Raw genomic sequence first — 18,887 nt, forward strand, 5'->3', positions numbered from 1 at the left:
CAAGATGTCCCGTCCTCTCAGTTGTTCGCCTCATTGACGTGACCGCGGAACCATCACCACGGCAGGATCTCGGGGATCGGGTCACCGCCCCGCAGGTGCTGGTCGCAGAAGGCCAGCACGGTCTCGTTCCATACGCGGCCGTTGGAGGGTGTGAGCACCCAGTGGTTCTCACCGGTCAGCTGGAGGAACCGGTGCGGCATCGTCTCCGGCGGGCCGTCCCAGCCCGAGACCAGGTCCCACCACATCCGCAGCGCCTCGCTGACCGGCACCCGGTAGTCCCGGTTGCCGTGGGTGATCAGCACCGGTGTGACCACACGAGACGCGCCCTGGTGCGGGGAATTGTCCCGGTACCACTCGGGCTGCTGGTCCTCGTGGCCGTGCACGCGCATCTTCTTCGCGGCGGCGTCGGTAGTGCGGTGCTGTTGCCCCATCGCCCACGAACCGGCGTGGGTGACGACCGCCGAGAAGCGGTCGGTCCGCCCGGCGATCCAGCTGACCATGAAGCCTCCGAAGGAGGCGCCGAGCAGCGCCGTGCGCGCACCGTCCAGTTCGGGGCGCTCCAGCTCCTGGTCCAGCAGTGCCTCGCACTCCCCGTAGACGACCTCCGGCAGCCTGGGCCAGCCCCGGTTCAACCCCGCGTGCCCGTAACCGCTGGACATGGCGAAGTCAGGCATCAGCACCGCGTAGCCCCGGGCGACGGCCAGCCACGGGCACCACCGCCAGGACCACGCGTTGAAGGAGCTGTGCGGGCCGCCGTGGATCCACAGCATCACGGGAGCCGGGTCCGCCTCGGAGGCGCCGTCGGGCAGGCACAGCCATCCGCCGACCCGTACGCCGCCGACGTCGGTCCACACCCGTTCCAGGGCGCCGGGCAGGGCGTCCACCGAACCCGGCGCGGGGAGTTCGGTCCGCTCACCGTCGGACGCCAGCCGCACCGGCCGGGCGGGGGTGGCGACGTCGGAACGCAGCGCGAACAGGGAGCCGTCCGGAGCGGGAGCCAGCGAGGTGAAGACACCGGTGTCCGCCAGAGTGCGGGCCTTCCCGGTGCTCGGGTCGACGGCGAGCACGGCGCCGGAGGAGTGCAGATCGCCGGTGACCAGGAGGGTGCCGTCGTGGCTCCAGACGTACCCCCTGATCGTGAGGTCTCCGACGTCGACCCCGACCGGCTCCCCACCCGTCAGCGGATGGATCTCCAGGAAGTCGTAGCCGGTATCGGTGGGTGTGGAGATCGTGATGCGCGTGAGCGCCAGGTGGGCGCCGTCGGGCGAGAACACCGGCGAGCCGTACTCCTGGTGTTCGTCGGCGGCCAGCAGAGTGGTTCGCTCGCGGCTGTCGGTGTCGATGAGGACGACACCGGTCCGGGTCTGCCCGCGCTCGACCCGTTCGGTCCAGGTCGTCGCGACGGTTCGGCCGTCCGGGGACAGGTCGGCTGACGCACCCGAGAGGGCCAGGGTGTCGACGCCGTCGGTCAGATCGCTGACCCCACCGTCGGGGGAGACGAGCACCAGGCGCGGGCTGACGTCGCCGAGCTCGTGGTCCCAGCGGCGGATCGGCATGCCGGTGTGCCAGATGGTGCTCCGCTTGGCGGCCTTCCGATCCTTGCGACGTTCGGCGTCCTCCTCCAGGGTGGCCCCGGCCAGGACACTCGTCTTCGCGAGGATCGAGCCGTCCTCCGCGACACCGGAGACGCTCAGGCCTCCGGGGGTCCGGGCGACGAGGACCGCCTCCCCGTGTTCGGGCAGGCGCCAGACGGCCGCCGCGCCCTCAGCCGAGTCGTCGTCCGGGTCGGGGCGCCGGGAGGTGAAGAGCAGCGAACCGTCGGGGGTGAGCCGCGGTGCGTCCTCACCGTCCGTGGAGAAGGTCAGTCTCCGGGCCGGGGTCAGACCCTCCGGGTCGAGCGCCCACAGGGCCGACCTTCGTTTGGACCCGTGTTCGTCGACTTCGTCGATCGAGGCCACCACCCGCCCGTCGGGCCCGGCTGCCACGGCGGTGACTCTGGGAATCCGCGTGAAGGCGTCGATGTCGGCGAAGTCGGAGAACGAGGCAGATATCGGTGAAGGCACCGGCTCACGGTATCGCGTGCGGAGAACGCGTCACAGGGCGGGACGGCGCGCGGTGCCAGGCCCCAGAGAGCCCGCCCGGATGTGCGCCGAGAGCGGGCGCCGACGCCGTGACCGACGAGATCGCCGCGCATGGGATCCGCTTGGTGACCCTCGCCCGGATCGCCGCATGCGCTGGCCTGGCCGTCGGGAGCGTCCGGCACCACTTCGGCGACACCCTGCGCGAGGTCATGCGCTTCACGGACATGCGAAAGGGCGTCCACCTGAGTGAACGCCCTTCGTTTGTCGGGACGGCGGGATTTGAACCCACGACCCCTTGACCCCCAGTCAAGTGCGCTACCAAACTGCGCTACGTCCCGGCCGCTGAGCGGCGGCGTCTCCGCCCCGCCAACAGGTGAAACTTTACCGCATTCGGAAGGGCGCTCGAACCAGTTCGGCTCCCGCTCGGGTCCTCGGGCGAGGGCTCGTCGGCGAACTCGGGCTCAGCCCCACCCGGAAACCCTGGTGGTCACGCAGCCAACGCCAACCGGGGCAGACGGACCCCCGTCAGTGCCGTTGAGCTTGTGCCGGGTGTTTCGCACGGGGAAGACGGTGAGGCAGAGCGTGGCGGGGCGCCGACGACGACCCCCTCGGTCAGTCCCGTGGGGCCAGCGTCTCCCCCATTCACTCCCGGCCCGGACTGGACCCGCCTCCCCTGACCAGGGGCGTCAGCGTGCTCGGACGGATTCGTCCCTCCCGAACGGGAGCCGGGATCAGTGTTCGGCGGCGCGCTCGGTTAGCCAGCGGAACAGGCTGGGGTCGGTCCCCATCTCCGGGTGCCACTGGACGCCGAGCACGTTGAACACGTCCGTGTACTCCAGTGCCTCGACCGTCCCGTCCTCGGCCCAGGCGGTGGCGGACACGTTCCGGCCCAGGTCGGCGACGGACTGGTGGTGGTAGGTGGGCACGTCGAGCATGGTGCGGCCCAGCACCTGGGCGGTGCGGGAGTGCTCGGCGACGGTGACCGGGTGGGTGTCGAAGACGCCGACCCGCTGACGGTGTCCGGCGTGCCCCACCAGGTCGGGCAGGTGCTGGTTGAGGGTCCCGCCCCGGCACACGTTGAGCAGCTGCATGCCCCGGCACACCCCGAGCACGGGCAGGCCCCGGGCGAGCGCCCCGGCGAGCAGGTCCACCTCGGCGGTGTCCCGGTCCGCCCTGACCCCCGCCGTGTGCTCGCTGGTCGGGGATCCGTACCGGCCGGGGTCGATGTCGCCGCCCCCGGCCAGCAGCAGCCCGTCCAACCGATCCAGCGCCCCGGCGATACCGGCCACCGGCGGCAGCAGCACCGGGACCCCGCCGCTCGCCGCGACGGAGTCGACGTAGTACTGCGGCAGCAGTGTCGCGGGCAGGTCCCAGGCCGGACCCCACCGGGCCTGCTCGGCGTAGGCGCTGATCCCGACGACGGGTGACATGGGTCCTCCTGCGTGCACGAGTACGTACGGACGGTCACCAGACTAGATCGGGGTGACGTAGGCCCCGGAGATCCCGCCGTCCACGAGGAAGTTGGAAGCTGTGACGAACGAGGCGTCGTCACTGGCCAGGAAGGCCACGGCGGCGGCGATCTCGGTGGCGTCGGCGAAGCGGCCCAGCGGGACGTGGACCAGGCGGCGAGCGGCGCGTTCGGGGTCCTTGGCGAACAGCTCGCGCAGCAGCGGCGTGTCCACCGGCCCCGGGGAGAGCGCGTTGACCCGGATGCCCTCGCGGGCGAACTGGACGCCCAGTTCCCGGCTGAGCGCGAGCACCCCGCCCTTGCTGGCGGTGTAGGAGATCTGGGAGGTGGCGGCGCCCATGGTGGCGACGAACGACGCCGTGTTGACGATGGCTCCCTTCCCCTGTTCGCGCATGTACGGCAGGGCGTACTTGCAGCACAGGTAGACGGAGGTGAGGTTGACCTCCTGGACCCGCTTCCACGCGTCGAGGTCGGTGGTGAGGATGGAGTCGTCCTCGGGCGGCGAGATCCCGGCGTTGTTGAAGGCCACGTCGACGCCGCCGAACTCGTCACGGACCTGGGAGAACAGCGCCTCCACCTCGGCCTCGTCGGTGACGTCGGCACGGATGAACCCGCCGCGGGTCTCCTCGGCCACGCTGCGGCCGCCCTCCTCGTCCAGGTCGACGGCGACGACGGTGGCCCCCTCCTCGGCCAGGCGGCGGGCGGTGGCGCGGCCGATGCCGCCCGCCGCCCCGGTGATGACGGCGACGCGGTCCAGGAATCGGTTCATGGTGTTCCTCCGGCTCAGGTGTCGTCGGACAGGAAGACGGTCTTGGTCTCGGTGAACGCGTCCAGGGCGTCGGGGCCCAGTTCGCGGCCGATGCCGGACTGGCCCATGCCACCGAAGGGGGTCCAGTAGCGCACGGCGGAGTGCGAGTTCACCGAGAGGTTCCCGGCGCGCACGGCGCGGGACACCCTCAGGGCGCGGCCGAGGTCGCGGGTCCACACGGACCCGGCGAGCCCGAACTCGGTGTCGTTGGCCAAGCGGACCGCGTCGGCCTCGGTCTCGAAGGGCAGGACGGAGAGCACCGGGCCGAAGATCTCCTCGCGGAAGGCGGGTTCGGCCGGGTCGTGGGTGGTGAGCACGGTGGGCGGGAACCAGAATCCGGGACCCTGTGGCGCCCCGCCCTGGAAGGCGATGGTGGCGCCGTCCACGTAGGCGGCGACGCGGTCGCGCTGGGCGGCGCTGATCAGCGGTCCCATCTCCGTTCCGGGGTCGCGTGGATCTCCGACCGCGATGCCCTCCACAACGGGGCGCAGGAGTTCCAGAAAGTGTTCGTACACGTCGGCCTGGACGAGGAGGCGGGACCGGGAGCAGCAGTCCTGTCCCGCGTTGTCGAAGGCGGCCATGGGCGCGGCGGCCGCGGCCCGCTCCAGGTCGGAGTCGGAGAAGACGATGTTGGCGCTCTTGCCGCCGAGTTCGAGGGTGACGCGGGTGAGGTCGTCGGCGGCGGCCGCCATGATCCCCTTGCCCACGCGGGTGGAGCCGGTGAAGACGATCTTGGCGACGTCGCGGTGGCGGACCAGACGGTCCCCGGCCACTGGCCCGGCGCCGGGCAGTATCTGGAGTACACCGTCGGGCAACCCGGCCTCCCGGGCCAGTTCGCCGATGCGCAGGGCGGTGAGCGGAGTGAGTTCGGCGGGTTTGGCGATGACGGTGTTGCCCGCGGCCAGGGCGGGAGCCACGCCCCAGGACAGGACCGGCATGGGGAAGTTCCAGGGGACGATGACCCCCACGACGCCGAGGGGTTCGGCGAAGGTGACGCTCCAGCCGCCGGGGACCGGGATCTGCCGACCGGTGGCGCGTTCGGGAGCGGCGGCGAAGTACGTGAACACGTCCCGGGCGTTGCCCGCCTCCCAGCGGGCCTGACCGATCGGGTGTCCGGCGTTGGCGACCTCCAGCTGGGCCAGTTCCTCGACGTGGGCGTCGATGCGGTCGGCGACGGCGCGCAGCAGGCGGGCCCGTTCCCCCGGCGGGGTGTCGCGCCAGGCGGGGAAGGCCGCGGCCGCGCGGGCCACGGCGGCGTCGGTCTCCTCCACGGAGGCGAGGGGGACGGTGGCGATGACCTCCCCGATGGCCGGATCGACCACCTCCTGATCCCGTGGTCCGTGCTGGTGGGGCCGCTGGCCCGGTGCGGTTTCGCTGGTTCCCACAGGGGTCCCTCCCTCGTGCCGATGTCTCTGGTGCCCGCCCCCGTACTGAGGGGGAAGCGATCGTCTACATCCGTTCGAAGCCCCGGAAGAGCTCCCAGTCGGTGACGGCCGCGTCGAAGGCGGCCAGTTCCACACGCGCGTGGTTGGCGTAGTGGGCGACGACCTCCTCGCCGAAGGCCGCGCGGGCCAGCGCGCTGCCCTCCCAGAGCTCCAGGGCCTCGCGCAGGGTGGTGGGGACGGATCGTGCGTCGGAGGTGTAGGCGTTTCCGGTGAGGGGGTCGCCCGGTTCGATTCCGTGCTCGACGCCGTGCAGTCCCGCGGCGATGAGGGCGGCGTTGGCCAGGTAGGGGTTGACGTCCCCGCCGGGGACGCGGTTCTCCACTCGCAGGGAGTGCCCGTGGCCCACCACCCGCAGGGCGCAGCTGCGGTTGTCGTGGCCCCAGGCCACTGCCGTCGGGGCGAAACTGCCCGGGACGAAGCGCTTGTAGGAGTTGATGTTGGGTGCCAGCAACAGGGTGAACTCACGGAGCGCGGCGAGCTGTCCGCCGAGGAAGTGGCGGCCGGTCTCGGAGAGTCCCTCGCCCTCGGCCAGCAGCGGGGTGTCGTCCGCGTCGCGTAGGGAGAGGTGGATGTGACAGGAGTTGCCCTCGCGGTCGTTGGGCTTGGCCATGAAGGTGAGTGCCATGCCCTCCTGCGCGGCGATCTCCTTGGCGCCGTTCTTGTAGACGCTGTGGTGATCGCAGGTGCGCTGGACCTCGTCGAAGCGGAAGGCGATCTCGTGCTGGCCGAGGTTGCACTCACCCTTGGCCGACTCCACGTAGAGCCCGGCGGCGGTCATCTCGTTGCGGACGCGGCGCAGGAGCGGCTCCACCCGGGCCCCGCCCAGAACCGAGTAGTCCACGTTGTACTGGTTGGCGGGGGTGAGGTCGCGGTAGGCGCTGTTCCATGCCTGTTCGTAGGAGTCGCGGTAGACCACGAACTCCAGTTCGGTTCCCGCGTAGGCGCGCCACCCGCGTTCGTCCAGGCGTCGGCGCTGGCGGTCGAGGACCTGTCGGGGCGAGGCGGCGACGGGGGTGCCGTCGTGCCAGGTGAGGTCGGCGATGACCATGACGGCGCCCTCGGCCCAGGGGGTGCGCCGCAGTGTGGACAGGTCGGGGGCCATGACGAAGTCGCCGTAGCCGGTCTCCCAGGAGGACATGGCGTAGCCCTCGACGGTGTTCATGTCGACGTCCACGGCGAGCAGGTAGTTGCAGCCCTCCGTGCCGTGGGTGAGGGTCTCCTCCAGGAAGTAGCGGGCGGAGAGCCGCTTTCCCTGGAGGCGTCCCTGCATGTCGGTGAAGGCGACCAGGACGGTGTCCACCGTTCCGGCGGCCGCCTCGGTCCTGAGCTGGTCCAGCGACAGTGGGGGGAGGCTGTCTCGCACCTGGGGCTCCTTGTCCGCGCGACTGCGCTCGGGAGTATGGTTCGACTTCAGACCAATGGTGGGACATGCAACCAGGAGCCCTTCGGCGCTGTCAATGGCTTCTCCCGAAAGGGGGATGCCCAGCGCCGGGAAGGTGCCACCTCTCAAGCAGGCCACCATCGAGCAGAAAAGGAACAAGCATGAACCTTTCGGGCGGTGACCCGTCGGGGGTCGCGGCCGAGGCCGTGTTCCGGACCGTGCGGACCGGCAACCCGTTCGAGGAGACCGTGGAACGCCTGCTGTCCGCGATCCGGTTGGGCGTGGTCGGCCACGGGGAGCGCTTCCCGGCCGAACGCGAGCTCGCCGCGCGGCTCGGGGTCAGCCGGATCACCCTTCGCGACGCCCTGCGCGCCCTCCAGGAGGCGGGGTACGTGGAGTCCCGGCGCGGCAGGTCCGGCGGCACCTTCGTCACCTACGTGCGCCCGAGGCCCAGTCGGAGCGAGGCCCAGCGGGTCCTGCGGGACACCGGAACGAACCTGGACGACCTGTTCACCCACCGGCGTGCCCTGGAGACCGGCGCGGCCGTGCTGTTGGCCGAGAAGGGACTCACCCCCGAACAGGAGGACCTGCTCGGCGATCGCCTGGAGGCGACCGAGGCAGCCGAGGTGGAGGACTACCGGCGTCTGGACACGGTGCTGCACCTGACCCTGGCCGAGCTGACCGGGTCGGCCTCCCTCACCCGAGCGCTCACCGAGGTGCGCATGCGGGTCAACGACCTGCTCGACGCCATGCCGATGCTGGTCAGAAACCTGGAGCACAGCAACGCGCAGCACTGGGAACTGGTGCGGGCGATCCGCGAGGGCGAGCCGGAGGCGGCGCGGCGCGCGGTCCGCGAACACCTGGAGGGCAGTGAGGCGCTGATCCGGGGTTTCCTCTCCTGAGCGGGGCCAGCCTGGGCAGCACCCCCCTGGTAGGCCCACCCGGACACCTGACCACCCTGCGTGCTCCGCCTCACCTCCGGTCGTCGGGGAAGGGTTCGCGGTCAGTGTTGGACGCCCTCGCCGAACGTGGACGCGAAGCGGGGGCGAGGGCGTGTGTGGTCAGCCGACCGGGGCGTCCCAGGTTCCTCCGGCCGCGCGGTCCTGGGCTTCCAGGGGCGGGACCCGCTCACCGGCGGGTACCGGACCGGGCGGGGTGCCCTTCCCGAAGGGACTGCCCCCGAGGGCCTCCCTGCCGTGCGGGGTGAGCCAGGCGCCGGGGTCCGGGCCGATCGCCACCACGCCCGGGGGGTTGATGGCGGTGTGCACCCGGTAGTAGTGGACTCTGATGTGCTCGAACTCGGTGGTGTCCCCGAACCCGGGCGTCTGGAACAGGTCCCGCGCATACGCCCACAGCGCCGGGTACTCGACGAGCTTGCGGCGGTTGCACTTGAAGTGACCGTGGTAGACGGCGTCGAACCTCGCGAGGGTGGCCCACAGCCGCAGGTCGGCCAGGGTGATGTGGTCGCCCACCAGGTAGCGGCTGCCGGTGAGACGGTTCTCCAGGGCGTCCAGCCGGTCGAAGACACCGGTCACGGCCCGGTCGTAGCGCCGCTGGTCGGGAGCGAAACCGGACCGGTAGACACCGTTGTTGAGGTCGCGGTAGACCTCCGCGCTCACGGCGTCGATCTCCTCGCGCAGGTCCTCCGGGTACAGCTCCGGAGCCCCCTCCCGGGTCAGGTCGCCCCACTCCGTGGCCATGTCCACGCTGATCTGGTCGAAGTCGTTGGACACCAGGTGTCCGCTGGGCACGTCGACCAGTCCGGGCACGCTCACCCCGCCGTCGTAGGCGGGGTCGCGGGCGAGGTAGGCCTCGCGCAGGGCGTGGATGTCCAGGACCGGGTCCCGGCCGCCGGGGCTGCCGGTGCGCTCGCTGAACACCCAGTGCGGGTCGCCCTCGATGATCTCCTGGACCGGGTCCGTGACGGCCAGGGAGACGGCGCCCTCGAGCCCCATGAGCCGCCGGGTCATCACCACGCGGTGTGCCCACGGGCAGGCCCGGTTGATGATCAGCCGGTAGCGTCCCGCTTCGGCCGTGCGTCCGAAGCGACCGTCAGCGGTGACCCGGTCGGCGAAGGCCGCCGGATCCCGTTTGATCTCCTCGGTGGGGAGCTTGTTGGCCCTCATACCGGCTACCTCCGGACGTTGGGGAACGATGGGGTCCAGAAACGACCCTAACCCTCGCGGCGGCCGCGAAACGGTTGTCCACAGGCTCTCTCTTCAGGCGCCGGTTTCCAGTTCGGCCATGACCTGTCGGGCGATGGCGCGGCCGGCACGGTTGGCGCCGATGGTGCTGGCCTGGGGGCCGAACCCGGCGAGGAAGAGGCGCGGCTCGCGGACGGCGCGACCGTTCTCGACCCGGACCCCTCCGCCGGGTTCACGCAGACGCAGGGGTGCCAGGTGGGTGAGTTCGGAACGGAACCCGGTGGCCCAGACGATGGCGTCCACGGACGTCAGGGAGCCGCCGTCCCAGCGGACTCCGTCGGGTTCGATCGCGGTGAACATGGGTCGGGCCACGAGGAGCCCCCGGTCGCGTGCGGCGAGGTTCTCGGGGGTCGCGGGCAGGCCCGTGCCGCTGATGATGCTGGGTAGTGGCAGCCCGTCCCTGGCGGCCTCGTCCGCCCGGCGCACCGCGCGGACCCCGGCCTGGGGGTCGTCGACGAACTCGACCGGACGTCGGGTGGCCCAGACCGTGCTCGCGGCGACCCCCTCCAGTTCCCGCAGGAATCCCACCGCCGAGGTACCGCCGCCCACCACCAGGACCCGCATCCCGGCGAAGTCCTCGGCCGCCCGGTACTCGGGCGTGGAGACCTGCACGCCCCGGAAGTCGGCGGCCCCTGCGAAGTAGGGGCGGAAGGGGCGCGCCCAGGTCCCGCTGGCGTTGACCACCGCCCGCGCGGAGACGTCCCCCTTGTCGGTGGCGACCAGGAGGCTGGATCCCTCATCGCTCACCGAAGTGACGCGGACCGGCCGCACCACGTTCAACCCGAACCAACGTTCGTGGCGTTCGTAGTAGTCGCGCACCACCTCCCGGGCGGGCCGCGCGGGGTCGGCGCTGGCGAAGCTCAGACCCATCTCGCGCATCCCGGGGAGGTCGTCCACCTTGGTGGGCGTCGTCCAGGCGCAGTGACTCCCAGCGGAACTGCCAGGCCCCGCCGCTGTCGGGCCCACGGTCCAGGGCCACGAACCCGGCCCCGGGTTCGAGCCCGAGCCGCCGCAGGTGCCAGGCGACCGAGAGCCCGGCCTGTCCGGCTCCGATGACCACCACGTCCGCCGCCTCAGGCAGGACCCCGCCCAGAACACCCTCCACGACCGCTCCTCACGTTCGTCCACCATCCGTTGGCAACAACGCGGCGCCCCGGTTCATGCCGGGGCGCCGCGCACGGAGGAGCGTCGTCGGGGGCCACTGGCGGACCGAGCGCTGCAAGTTCACCGTGGCCTCACCCGAAATCCCGGCAACGGTCTGCGCGATCGGGGTCTGCACGGTGTTCGCGCCCGAGTCTTCCTCAGTCGTGGCCCACCACGGAGTCCGCGATCGCCCAACGAGCCACAGCACGGTGAGCCCGAAAAGTGACATGTGCGGGCGTTCACCAACGCGGCGCCCCGTGAAGCGGACGAACCCGTGGGCACCACTGGCCCCACCGGAACCCGTTCGGTGGACGCTCCCGGAGCCGCCCACGGTCACGGCGGGCCGGTCGGGGTCATCCCGGGGCGAGTTCCCCCAGCAGATCCTCCACGTGCCGTCGAATCCGGTCGCGGATCGGCCGCACGGCCTCCACGCCCCGCCCCGCCGGGTCGGGCAGCTCCCAGTCGAGGTAGCGCCTGCCGGGGAAGAACGGGCAGGCGTCGCCGCAGCCCATGGTGATCACCACGTCCGAGGCGCGGACAGCCTCCTCGGAGAGGACCTTCGGGGTGTTCTCGGCGATGTCGATCCCGACCTCCGACATCGCCGCCACCACCGCCGGGTTGACCTGGTCGGCGGGCGCGGAACCGGCCGAGCGCACCCGCACGCGGCCAGCGCCCAGGTGTTCGAGGAACGCCGCCGCCATCTGGGACCGCCCCGCGTTGTGCACGCAGACGAACAGCACCTGCGGAACCGCCACCTCCGAGGGCGAGTTCTCCATCGTGGTCTCAGCCACCGCTTCCCTGCCTCTCCTCGGTGGACGGCCTCCCGTCATCGGTGGACGGCCTCCCGTCATCGGTGGACGGCCTCCCGTCATCGGCGGTCGGCCTCCCGGCGCGCCCCTCCCCCGGGAACCAGCGCCGGGCCGCCAGGGCCACGTACACCAACCCGATGAGCACCGGCACCTCGATCAGCGGGCCCACCACACCGGCCAGCGCCTGTCCGGAGGTGGCGCCGAAGGAGGCGATGGCCACCGCGATCGCCAGCTCGAAGTTGTTGCCTGCGGCCGTGAAGGCCAGGGTGACCGAGCGCGGGTAGGCCATGCCCAGGGCACGGCCCAGAGCCAGCGTCCCCGCCCACATGACCAGGAAGTAGACCAGCAGGGGCAGGGCGATGCGGGCCACGTCCCAGGGCCGCGAGGTGATCGCCTCCCCTTGGAGGGCGAAGAGCATCACGATGGTGAACAGCAGGCCGTACAGCCCCCACGGCCCCAGCCGGGGCAGCAACCGGGTCTCGTACCACTCCCGTCCGCGTGCCCGTTCCCCGAGGCGGCGCGTCAGGTACCCGGCGAGCAGGGGTATTCCGAGGAAGACCAGGACCGAGAGCGAGATGTCGACGAACGACACGTCCAGGGCCGCCTGCTCCAGACCCAACCACCCGGGCAGCACCGACAGGTAGAACCAGCCGAGGGCGCCGAACGCCACCACCTGGAACACGGAGTTGATGGCGACGAGGACGGCGGCGGCCTCACGGTCGCCGCACGCGAGGTCGTTCCAGACGATCACCATCGCGATGCACCGCGCCAGGCCCACGATGATCAGTCCGGTTCGGTACTCGGGCAGGTCCGGGAGGAACAGCCAGGCCAGCGCGAACATCACCGCCGGGCCCGCCAGCCAGTTCACCGCCAGCGAGGTGACGAGCAGACGGCGGTCGCCGGTGACGGCCCCCAACCGGTCGTATCGGACCTTGGCCAGGGGCGGGAACAGCATCACCAGCAGCCCCAGCGCGATCGGCAGGGACACACCGGCCACCCCGGCTGCGGACAGCGCCTCCCCCAGTCCGGGGACCAGCCGCCCCAGGGCCAGGCCGGCGACCATCGCCGCCAGGATCCACACGGTCAGGAACCGGTCCAGCGACGACAGGCGTCCGACCACACCGGAGGGGGCGGCGTCCGAGCGAGCGGGGACGTTCACGAGTAGGCCCCCGCGGGCCTCACGGTGCGGGTGAGGACCGAGGCCAGGCGGTCGGTCGCCTCCGGTAGCAGCCGGTAGTACACCCAGGTCCCGCGCCGTTCGGACGAGATGAGCCCGGCCTCGCGCAGGAGTCTGAGGTGGTGGGAGATGGTGGGCTGGGACAGGTCGAAGGCGGGCGTCAGATCGCAGACGCACACCTCCTCGCCGCGCGCGGTGGCGATCATCGACAACAGCCGCAACCGCACCGGATCACCCAGGGCCTTGAACACCCTGGCGAGTTCGACCGACTCGCCCTCCTCCAGCGGGGACTGCAACAGCCTGGGACAGCAGTCGGTGACGCCGCCATGGGGATCGAGGACCCCCTCCTCTTGATTCGACATGCGTCTATGTTGACAAACTTCAATTCAGAAGGCAACACTGGAGCCTCACTGAATAGATGAACATCAATTCAGAACTCGGGAGGACTCCGTGTCCCGTATCCAACTCGCCCTGAACGTCGCCGACCTCGAAGCGTCAGTGGCCTTCTACTCGACCCTCTTCGGAGTCGAGCCCGCCAAGCGCCGCCCCGGCTACGCCAACTTCGTCGTCGCCGAACCCCCGCTCAAGCTCGTCCTCATCGAGGGCGAGCCCGGCCAGGAGACCCGCCTGGACCACCTCGGCGTCGAGGTGGAGGAGACCGCGAAGGTCGACGCGGCCACGACTCGCTTCAGGAACTCCGGCCTGGCCACCTTCGAGGAGAACGACACCTCGTGCTGCTACGCGGTCCAGGACAAGGTGTGGGTCCACGGCCCAGGACGGGAGCCCTGGGAGGTCTACGTGGTCAAGGGCGACAGCGATCAGAGGGGCGCCGCGCCCGCGGCCGTCACGGATCACGCCCCCGCCGGACCCTCCGGCTGCTGCTCCTCCGACCAGGCGTAGCGGCCCGATGACAACCCCGGGCCGAGGTGTCGCGGCGCCGACGCCACCGCGCCCCGAGCGCGCACCCCGGTTCGGTTGCCCGCGCCCCGGGTAGCTCCTCTCGCGCGTCCGTGAGGGAGTCCCTCGCAGTGCCCCCATCAGGCGGGACTCCCTCACGGATGTGAGACGTGGTGCTGTTGGGGGAAGAACAGTGGGCCCAATGAGGGAGCGATCATGCGAGCTGTAGTGATGCACGGACCCGGCGACGTCCGGGTCGAGCAGGTCCGGGAACCGGAGATCGTCGAACCGACCGACGCGGTGGTTCGGGTCACCGCCACCTGTGTCTGCGGGTCGGACCTGTGGCCCTACCGCGGCATTGAGCAGCAGGACGGACCAGCGCGGATGGGCCACGAGTACGTGGGCGTGGTGGAGCAGGTCGGACCGGAGGTACGTGCGGTTCGGGTGGGCGACTTCGTGGTCGGCTCGTTCGTGGCCTCCGACAACACCTGCGAGATCTGCCGGGCGGGCTTCCAGTCCCGCTGTGTCCACCAGGTGATGATGGGCTCCATCGGCACCCAGGCCGACTACGCCCGTGTCCCACTGGCCGACGGCACGCTGGTCCGGGTGCCCGGCGAACCGACGCCGGAGCAGGTCCGCGGCCTGCTGGCAGCCTCCGACGTCCTCGGCACCGGCTGGTTCGGCGCGGTCGCGGCCCAGGCCGGGCCGGGTCGGACCGTAGCGGTGGTGGGAGACGGCGCCGTCGGCCTGCTGGCGGTCCTGGCGGCCAGACGGCTCGGCTCGGAGCGAGTCATCGCCGTGTCGCGCCACGCCGACCGGCAGGCACTGGCACGGCGGTTCGGCGCCACCGACATCGTGGAGGAGCGCGGCGAGGCGGGCGCGGCGAAGGTGAAGGAGCTCACCGGCGGTCTCGGCGCCCACTCGACCGTCGAGGCGGTCGGCACCCAGGAGTCCATGGAGCAGGCCATCCACTCCACACGTGCGGGCGGACACGTCGGCTTCGTCGGTGTGTCCCACGGGGTCGAACTCGACGGCCTGGACCTGTTCTTCTCCAGTGTCAGCCTGTTGGGCGGTCCGGCGCCGGTACGGCGGTTCCTTCCCGAGCTGATCGAGCTGATCATGACCGACCAGATCGACCCGGGCGCGGTCTTCGACCTGACCCTGCCGATCGAGGAGGCGGCCGAGGGATACCGGGCGATGGACGAGCGTCGGGCCACCAAGGTGATGCTCACGCTCTGAGACGACAGAGGCGGGTGAGGCTCGCGGTGCCATCGAACCCGATGGAACGTGTTGACTATCGATAGGATTCTATCGATAATCGATATATGCACCGCTACCTCACCCCCATCCTGCGCCTCGCGATCATCGGGGCGATCCTGGTCGGCCTCTTCGGACAGATCGTCGTCATTCCCGGCGCGATCGCCGACGAGGCCGCCCACTTCCCCCCGTATGAGCGGATCGTCGTCCCCTACACGATCCTGGGCATCCTGGGCGTCGCCTGTGTACAGGTCGCTCTGGGTGCCACGTGGATGCTGCTCGGCATGCTGGGGCGCGACGCGCTCTTCAGCACCCGGGCCTTTCTGTGGGTGGACCTCATCATCGGCGCCAGCCTCGCGGGAGCACTGCTCACGGCCGGAGTCACGGCACACCTGGCCCTGACCGACATGCCCTTCGCCAACGGCAACATGGAGGCGGTCGCCGCGCTCGGCGCCGCCTTCCTGACCACCGCCATGGGCACGGCCTTCGCGATGGTGGTCGTCCTGATGCGGGGCCTCCTGCGCAAGGCGACCCACCTCCAGGCCGAGATGGCCGGGGTGGTCTGATGGCGATCATCGTGGACCTCGACGTCCAACTCGCTCGGCGCGGCATGTCGGTCGGGGAGTTCGCCGAGGCCGTCGGGATCTCCCCCGCCAACGTCGCCGTCCTCAAGAACGGCCGCGCCAAGGCGGTGCGGTTCACCACCCTGGACGCGATCTGTCGAGTTCTGGACTGCCAACCCGGAGACGTCCTGCGCTGGGCACCGGACGGCGACACCGCCACCGGCCGGAGGTGATCCCCTCAGCCCCCGGACCGTCTACTCGCGAACGGCGGCCACCGCCTCGATCTCCACGAGCTGGTCGTCGTAGCCCAGAACGGTGACGCCCATCAGCGTGCTGGGGACGTCGTGCTCACCGAAGGCGTCCCGGACCACCTCCCAGGCGGCGACGAGGTCGTCCTGGGAGGTGGAGGCCACGAGCACCCGGGTGTTGACCACGTCGGTGAGTTCGGCGCCAGCCTCGGCGAGCGCGGTCCGAAGGTTGGCCACACAGACGGCCGCCTGCCCCGCGTAGTCGCCGACCGCCGCGGTGGAGCCGTCCTCGTTGAGGGGGCACGATCCCGCGGGGAAGATCAGCCGCACCCCCGAGGGAACGGTGGCCGCGTAAGCGTACTCGGCGGCGTCGGAGAGGGCGGCGGAACGGATCAGGGTCACTGCGCTGTTCATGGATGTCTCCAGTAGGAAGGTCGAACACCAGGAACGTTAGTGGCCCAGCCTGGGCAAACCCAGCGAATTTCCCGCTCACCGCCCGGAGGAGCTGCGCGAACAGGCCCCTCGGACGCAGCGATGGTGTTACAGATGGTGACGACATCGACGCGCTCGGGAGTACAGGGATGACCACGATCACCTTCGACCACACCGTCAGGGACTACGAGCTGTCGCACGTGCGCTCCCTGGCCCACGCCGCACGGCTGGCCTACAAGGACCACGACGCGGTGGAGCGGACAGCGCGGGAATGGGGGTTCCAGCGCGTGCGCTCCTTCCGGGTGGCCTTCTCACCGCCCTTCCCCTTGGAGGACACCCAGGCCTACGTGATGGCGGGCGATCACATGATCGTCATCGCCTTCCGGGGAACCGAGCCCGCACAGATCCGCGACTGGCTCTCCGACATCAACACTCCCCCGGTCCCCGAGCGCTCGTGCGAGGGCCGGGTGCACTGGGGATTCCAACGCGCGCTGGACGCGGTGTACACGGACCTTTCGACCGCCCTCCGGGAGTTCCGAGACGCCGAGCAGACGGTGTGGGTCACCGGGCACAGCCTCGGCGGCGCCCTGGCCATGCTGGCCGCGGCCCGCCTGCACTTCGTCGACGGCGTCCTGGCGGACGGCGTCTACACGTTCGGGCAGCCCCGGACCTGCGACGCCACCCTGGCCAAGGCCTACGAAGAGGTGTTCCGCGGGCGGATGTACCGCTTCGTCAACAACAACGACGTGATCGCCCATGTGCCGCCCGAGCCGATCTTCCGCCACGTCTCCGAGGTCAGGCACATCGACGCCGCCGGGCGGATACACGAGAAGCCGATGTCCGTGCTGGGAGGCCTGGCCGACTCGGTGCGGGGGCACACCGCCGATCCCTTCTCCCTGGGGGTGGACGCGCTGCGCGACCATGCCATGAACGCCTACGTCACCCACCTCGACGCCGCCGCCCGCTGAGGGTCGAATCGCCCGGCGCCAGAGCCGTGGGCAGAGGTGGCCCCCGCGCAGCGACGGCGCCGGGGTGTCAGGTGAGGACGTCGTCCAGGCGCAGTCGGGGACTGGGCATGGCAGCCCGCTCGGGATATCCGACGCGGAACGCGAGCAACAGGGTGTTCGCCTCCGCGCCCAGGAGCGCGGCGTAACGGGAGCCGAACTGGTCGGGTTGCCCCAGGGCGTGGTCGCGGTCGATGCGCTCGGTGATCTGGTTCATCGGGTGCAGTCCCAGCTCAGCGTGGGTCGCGGCCAGGTGGACAGCCTGGAGCGCGCGCCCACCGTTGAACTGGTCCTGGAGAGCGGTGGCGTCCCCGACGGTGATGACCCCGTAGGCGGCAGCCGTGGGGCACTGCTCGGATCTGGTGCGGTCGACCCAGAAGCGGTCCGCGGCCTGGCGGGACTGCTCCGGGAGGATCTTCGCCATGGCCAGGGTGAACGGGTCCAGCGCCTGTGCGTCAAGGGTGATGCCGTCGCGGTGGTGGTCGACATCGGAGCGCGGGGTCCTGAACCAGGAGGCCGAGTCCCTGGACTGCTCCTCGTCGTCGGTGATCGCCTGTGTCGCCTCGACGATCAGGGAGGACATCTCGTCGCGGTCGGCTCGGCTGGTGAGCCACCGCAGTCCGACGCCTTCGTGGGCACCGGCGAGCTCCTCCAGTCGCGAGAGCTCGGCCTCGGGTACTTCGCGGTCCAGGTAGGGGCCGCGGTTGGTGTGGCGGCCACCGATCGCCTCGTACAGCGGATCGTCCTGAGCGGCGCCGGACTCCAGTTCGAGACGCGCGACGACCGGTGAGTCCGTGCCTTCCGGCACCACCCGCACCGTCGCGGAGAATCCGAGGGCGCCCGCCGCTCTGACCATGTTCTCGACCGCGCAGCCAAGGCCGGAGTAGTGCTCGCGCAGGCTCGCGTCGGTGATCGGGATCCTGCGGCTCGGCTCCGAGAGCACGTCGATCGACGAGGGACGGACGTCGAACAGCCACGGTTGGGTGTTGTGGGGGCTGGCCGCGAGTACGCCGGCAGCGACGACCCCACGCACACCGGTCTCGTCCTTCCAGGAACGCCACAGCTCATGGGAGTCGCGCGTGCCCGCACCCCAAACACCGTTCGTGGCCGCGCGCACCCCCACAGCTCCGCTCCCGGCCACGATCGCCCCGCCCGCGCCCAGGCCCGCCCAGCGCAGCAGTCTCCTCCGGCTCAGGCTCCGTCGCGAAGGTTGGGAGGAACTCGAATCGTCGGGTGTCGTTCCGGTCGGGTCCGGCTCGGACGGGGTCGAGGGGCTGCTGTGGGGGTTCACGGGTGTCTCTCGTGTGGGTGGGTCGAGTCGAGGACGCGGCGTCCTCGTTCGGTGAGCAGTCCGTTCAGGAGAGCGCGCGTGGCGCGCGCGGAGTCGGGGGCGGCGCCGCCCCGTTCGACCTGTTGCAGGAAGGGGGGCGTGAACTCGTTCAGCACCCAGGCCGCCATGACCAGGTCACCGATCGATCCCGGAGGGTCGGGGCGTCGGAACAGGCCCGCCTCGACCAGCTGCGCGGCGATGCCCTCCAACAGGGCGGTCCGTTCGCGGTAGTTGCGCTGGTAGCGCTCCGCGAGGCGATCGTCGGTGTGCAGGAGGGGCAGCAGTTCGCGGGCCAGGCCTCGATAACGGAAGGCGTGGCCGTCGTTGGCCCCGTGGGTGGCGTACAACGCGATGAGCAGGGCTTCGGGGGTCCCGTCCTCGGGGGCGACGGGAGCCGAGGCTTCGCTCCACTGCTCGAACAGGGCGGTGATGATCGCGGGTTTGCCGTCGAACCAGTAGTAGAGGTTGCCGGGGCTGACGCCTGCTCGCTTGGCGATGTGGTTGGTGGAGACCGCTGCGGTTCCCTGCTCGTTGAACAGGTCCAGGGCGGCGAGGAGGACCTTGTCCCGCGCGGTCTTTCGAACTGGCTTGGTGGGCGGTGCGCCGGCGTCGTTCACACGATTAGAGTATTTACTCTAAA

At 70.8% G+C, this 18,887-nt stretch carries 19 protein-coding genes, 1 tRNA gene and 1 pseudogene; 7 read left to right on the forward strand and 14 right to left on the reverse strand.

Going from position 1 to position 18,887, the window contains the following annotated elements; translation table 11 throughout:
* Nucleotides 1-53 precede the first annotated feature (53 nt).
* Nucleotides 54-2,063 carry a prolyl oligopeptidase family serine peptidase gene (locus ADX84_RS04285; protein WP_049567851.1) on the reverse strand — a complete coding sequence of 670 codons (2,010 nt, stop codon included), beginning with the start codon at nt 2,061-2,063 and terminating at the stop codon, nt 54-56.
* A 107-nt stretch (nt 2,064-2,170) separates the two neighbouring features.
* Here ADX84_RS04285 and ADX84_RS26250 point away from each other — a divergent pair, with 107 nt between their 5' ends.
* A complete protein-coding gene (locus ADX84_RS26250; RefSeq protein ID WP_082206289.1) occupies nt 2,171-2,380 on the forward strand; it encodes a TetR family transcriptional regulator in 210 nt (69 codons plus the stop codon).
* Here ADX84_RS26250 and ADX84_RS04290 read toward each other — a convergent pair.
* The 5 genes from ADX84_RS04290 to ADX84_RS04310 all read right to left on the reverse strand — a co-directional run bounded on the left by ADX84_RS04290 (nt 2,346) and on the right by ADX84_RS04310 (nt 7,165).
* Nucleotides 2,346-2,419, reverse strand: a tRNA-Pro gene (locus ADX84_RS04290). The two genes, ADX84_RS26250 and ADX84_RS04290, sit on opposite strands and share 35 nt — an antisense overlap.
* A 393-nt stretch (nt 2,420-2,812) precedes the next feature.
* The gene (locus ADX84_RS04295) at nt 2,813-3,511 is read right to left on the reverse strand and encodes a gamma-glutamyl-gamma-aminobutyrate hydrolase family protein (RefSeq protein WP_049567855.1); all 699 of its coding nucleotides are present in this window, start codon (nt 3,509-3,511) and stop codon (nt 2,813-2,815) included.
* Nucleotides 3,512-3,553: 42 nt separating this feature from the next.
* Complete coding sequence (locus ADX84_RS04300) at nt 3,554-4,318, reverse strand: 3-oxoacyl-ACP reductase (protein ID WP_017544620.1); 765 nt, start codon at nt 4,316-4,318, stop codon at nt 3,554-3,556.
* A gap of 14 nt (nt 4,319-4,332) precedes the next feature.
* Nucleotides 4,333-5,742, reverse strand: coding sequence for an aldehyde dehydrogenase (locus tag ADX84_RS04305; RefSeq protein ID WP_049567858.1), 1,410 nt, complete (start codon nt 5,740-5,742; stop codon nt 4,333-4,335).
* A gap of 64 nt (nt 5,743-5,806) precedes the next feature.
* Nucleotides 5,807-7,165, reverse strand: coding sequence for a glutamine synthetase family protein (locus ADX84_RS04310; protein ID WP_049567863.1), 1,359 nt, complete (start codon nt 7,163-7,165; stop codon nt 5,807-5,809).
* Between the two features lie 179 nt (nt 7,166-7,344).
* Between ADX84_RS04310 and ADX84_RS04315 the strand changes: the two genes are divergently transcribed.
* A complete protein-coding gene (locus tag ADX84_RS04315) occupies nt 7,345-8,085 on the forward strand; it encodes a FadR/GntR family transcriptional regulator (RefSeq protein ID WP_049567866.1) in 741 nt (246 codons plus the stop codon).
* A 159-nt stretch (nt 8,086-8,244) separates the two neighbouring features.
* Here ADX84_RS04315 and ADX84_RS04320 read toward each other — a convergent pair whose 3' ends face one another.
* The 5 genes and pseudogenes from ADX84_RS04320 to ADX84_RS04340 all read right to left on the reverse strand — a co-directional run bounded on the left by ADX84_RS04320 (nt 8,245) and on the right by ADX84_RS04340 (nt 12,878).
* Nucleotides 8,245-9,309 (reverse strand): glutathione S-transferase family protein, encoded by a 1,065-nt coding sequence (locus ADX84_RS04320; RefSeq protein WP_049567869.1) that lies wholly within the window; start codon nt 9,307-9,309, stop codon nt 8,245-8,247.
* Between the two features lie 93 nt (nt 9,310-9,402).
* Nucleotides 9,403-10,492, reverse strand: a pseudogene (locus ADX84_RS04325) (flavin-containing monooxygenase).
* Nucleotides 10,493-10,883: 391 nt separating this feature from the next.
* Nucleotides 10,884-11,306 carry an arsenate reductase ArsC gene (locus tag ADX84_RS04330; RefSeq protein ID WP_049568009.1) on the reverse strand — a complete coding sequence of 141 codons (423 nt, stop codon included), beginning with the start codon at nt 11,304-11,306 and terminating at the stop codon, nt 10,884-10,886.
* Between the two features lie 7 nt (nt 11,307-11,313).
* A complete protein-coding gene (gene arsB / locus ADX84_RS04335; protein ID WP_049567872.1) occupies nt 11,314-12,498 on the reverse strand; it encodes an ACR3 family arsenite efflux transporter in 1,185 nt (394 codons plus the stop codon).
* A complete protein-coding gene (locus ADX84_RS04340) occupies nt 12,495-12,878 on the reverse strand; it encodes a helix-turn-helix transcriptional regulator (protein ID WP_049567875.1) in 384 nt (127 codons plus the stop codon). The genes arsB and ADX84_RS04340 overlap by 4 nt, the downstream gene beginning before the upstream one ends.
* An 88-nt stretch (nt 12,879-12,966) precedes the next feature.
* Between ADX84_RS04340 and ADX84_RS04345 the strand changes: the two genes are divergently transcribed.
* The 4 genes from ADX84_RS04345 (at nt 12,967) to ADX84_RS04360 (ending at nt 15,466) form a co-directional block, all read left to right on the forward strand.
* On the forward strand, nt 12,967-13,416 hold the full coding sequence (locus ADX84_RS04345; RefSeq protein ID WP_049567877.1) for an ArsI/CadI family heavy metal resistance metalloenzyme: 450 nt from the start codon (nt 12,967-12,969) through the stop codon (nt 13,414-13,416).
* A 213-nt stretch (nt 13,417-13,629) separates the two neighbouring features.
* Complete coding sequence (locus tag ADX84_RS04350; protein WP_049567880.1) at nt 13,630-14,652, forward strand: zinc-dependent alcohol dehydrogenase family protein; 1,023 nt, start codon at nt 13,630-13,632, stop codon at nt 14,650-14,652.
* Between the two features lie 86 nt (nt 14,653-14,738).
* Nucleotides 14,739-15,236: a DUF2975 domain-containing protein gene (locus ADX84_RS04355; protein WP_049567883.1), complete on the forward strand. Its 498-nt coding sequence runs from the start codon at nt 14,739-14,741 to the stop codon at nt 15,234-15,236.
* Nucleotides 15,236-15,466: a helix-turn-helix transcriptional regulator gene (locus ADX84_RS04360; protein ID WP_017544608.1), complete on the forward strand. Its 231-nt coding sequence runs from the start codon at nt 15,236-15,238 to the stop codon at nt 15,464-15,466. The genes ADX84_RS04355 and ADX84_RS04360 overlap by 1 nt, the downstream gene beginning before the upstream one ends.
* Nucleotides 15,467-15,487: 21 nt before the next feature.
* Here ADX84_RS04360 and ADX84_RS04365 read toward each other — a convergent pair whose 3' ends face one another.
* Complete coding sequence (locus ADX84_RS04365) at nt 15,488-15,895, reverse strand: RidA family protein (protein WP_049567886.1); 408 nt, start codon at nt 15,893-15,895, stop codon at nt 15,488-15,490.
* Nucleotides 15,896-16,062: 167 nt separating this feature from the next.
* Here ADX84_RS04365 and ADX84_RS04370 point away from each other — a divergent pair, with 167 nt between their 5' ends.
* Nucleotides 16,063-16,881 (forward strand): acetylxylan esterase, encoded by an 819-nt coding sequence (locus ADX84_RS04370; RefSeq protein WP_049567889.1) that lies wholly within the window; start codon nt 16,063-16,065, stop codon nt 16,879-16,881.
* A 67-nt stretch (nt 16,882-16,948) separates the two neighbouring features.
* Here the strand turns inward: ADX84_RS04370 and ADX84_RS26550 are convergent, their stop codons facing one another.
* Nucleotides 16,949-18,208 (reverse strand): Acg family FMN-binding oxidoreductase, encoded by a 1,260-nt coding sequence (locus ADX84_RS26550; RefSeq protein WP_234003838.1) that lies wholly within the window; start codon nt 18,206-18,208, stop codon nt 16,949-16,951.
* Nucleotides 18,205-18,864: a TetR/AcrR family transcriptional regulator gene (locus tag ADX84_RS04380; RefSeq protein ID WP_049567891.1), complete on the reverse strand. Its 660-nt coding sequence runs from the start codon at nt 18,862-18,864 to the stop codon at nt 18,205-18,207. Before ADX84_RS04380 ends, ADX84_RS26550 begins: the two co-directional genes overlap by 4 nt.
* Nucleotides 18,865-18,887 lie beyond the last annotated feature (23 nt).

The organism is Nocardiopsis sp. SBT366, assembly GCF_001083815.1.
Lineage (GTDB): Bacteria > Actinomycetota > Actinomycetes > Streptosporangiales > Streptosporangiaceae > Nocardiopsis > Nocardiopsis prasina.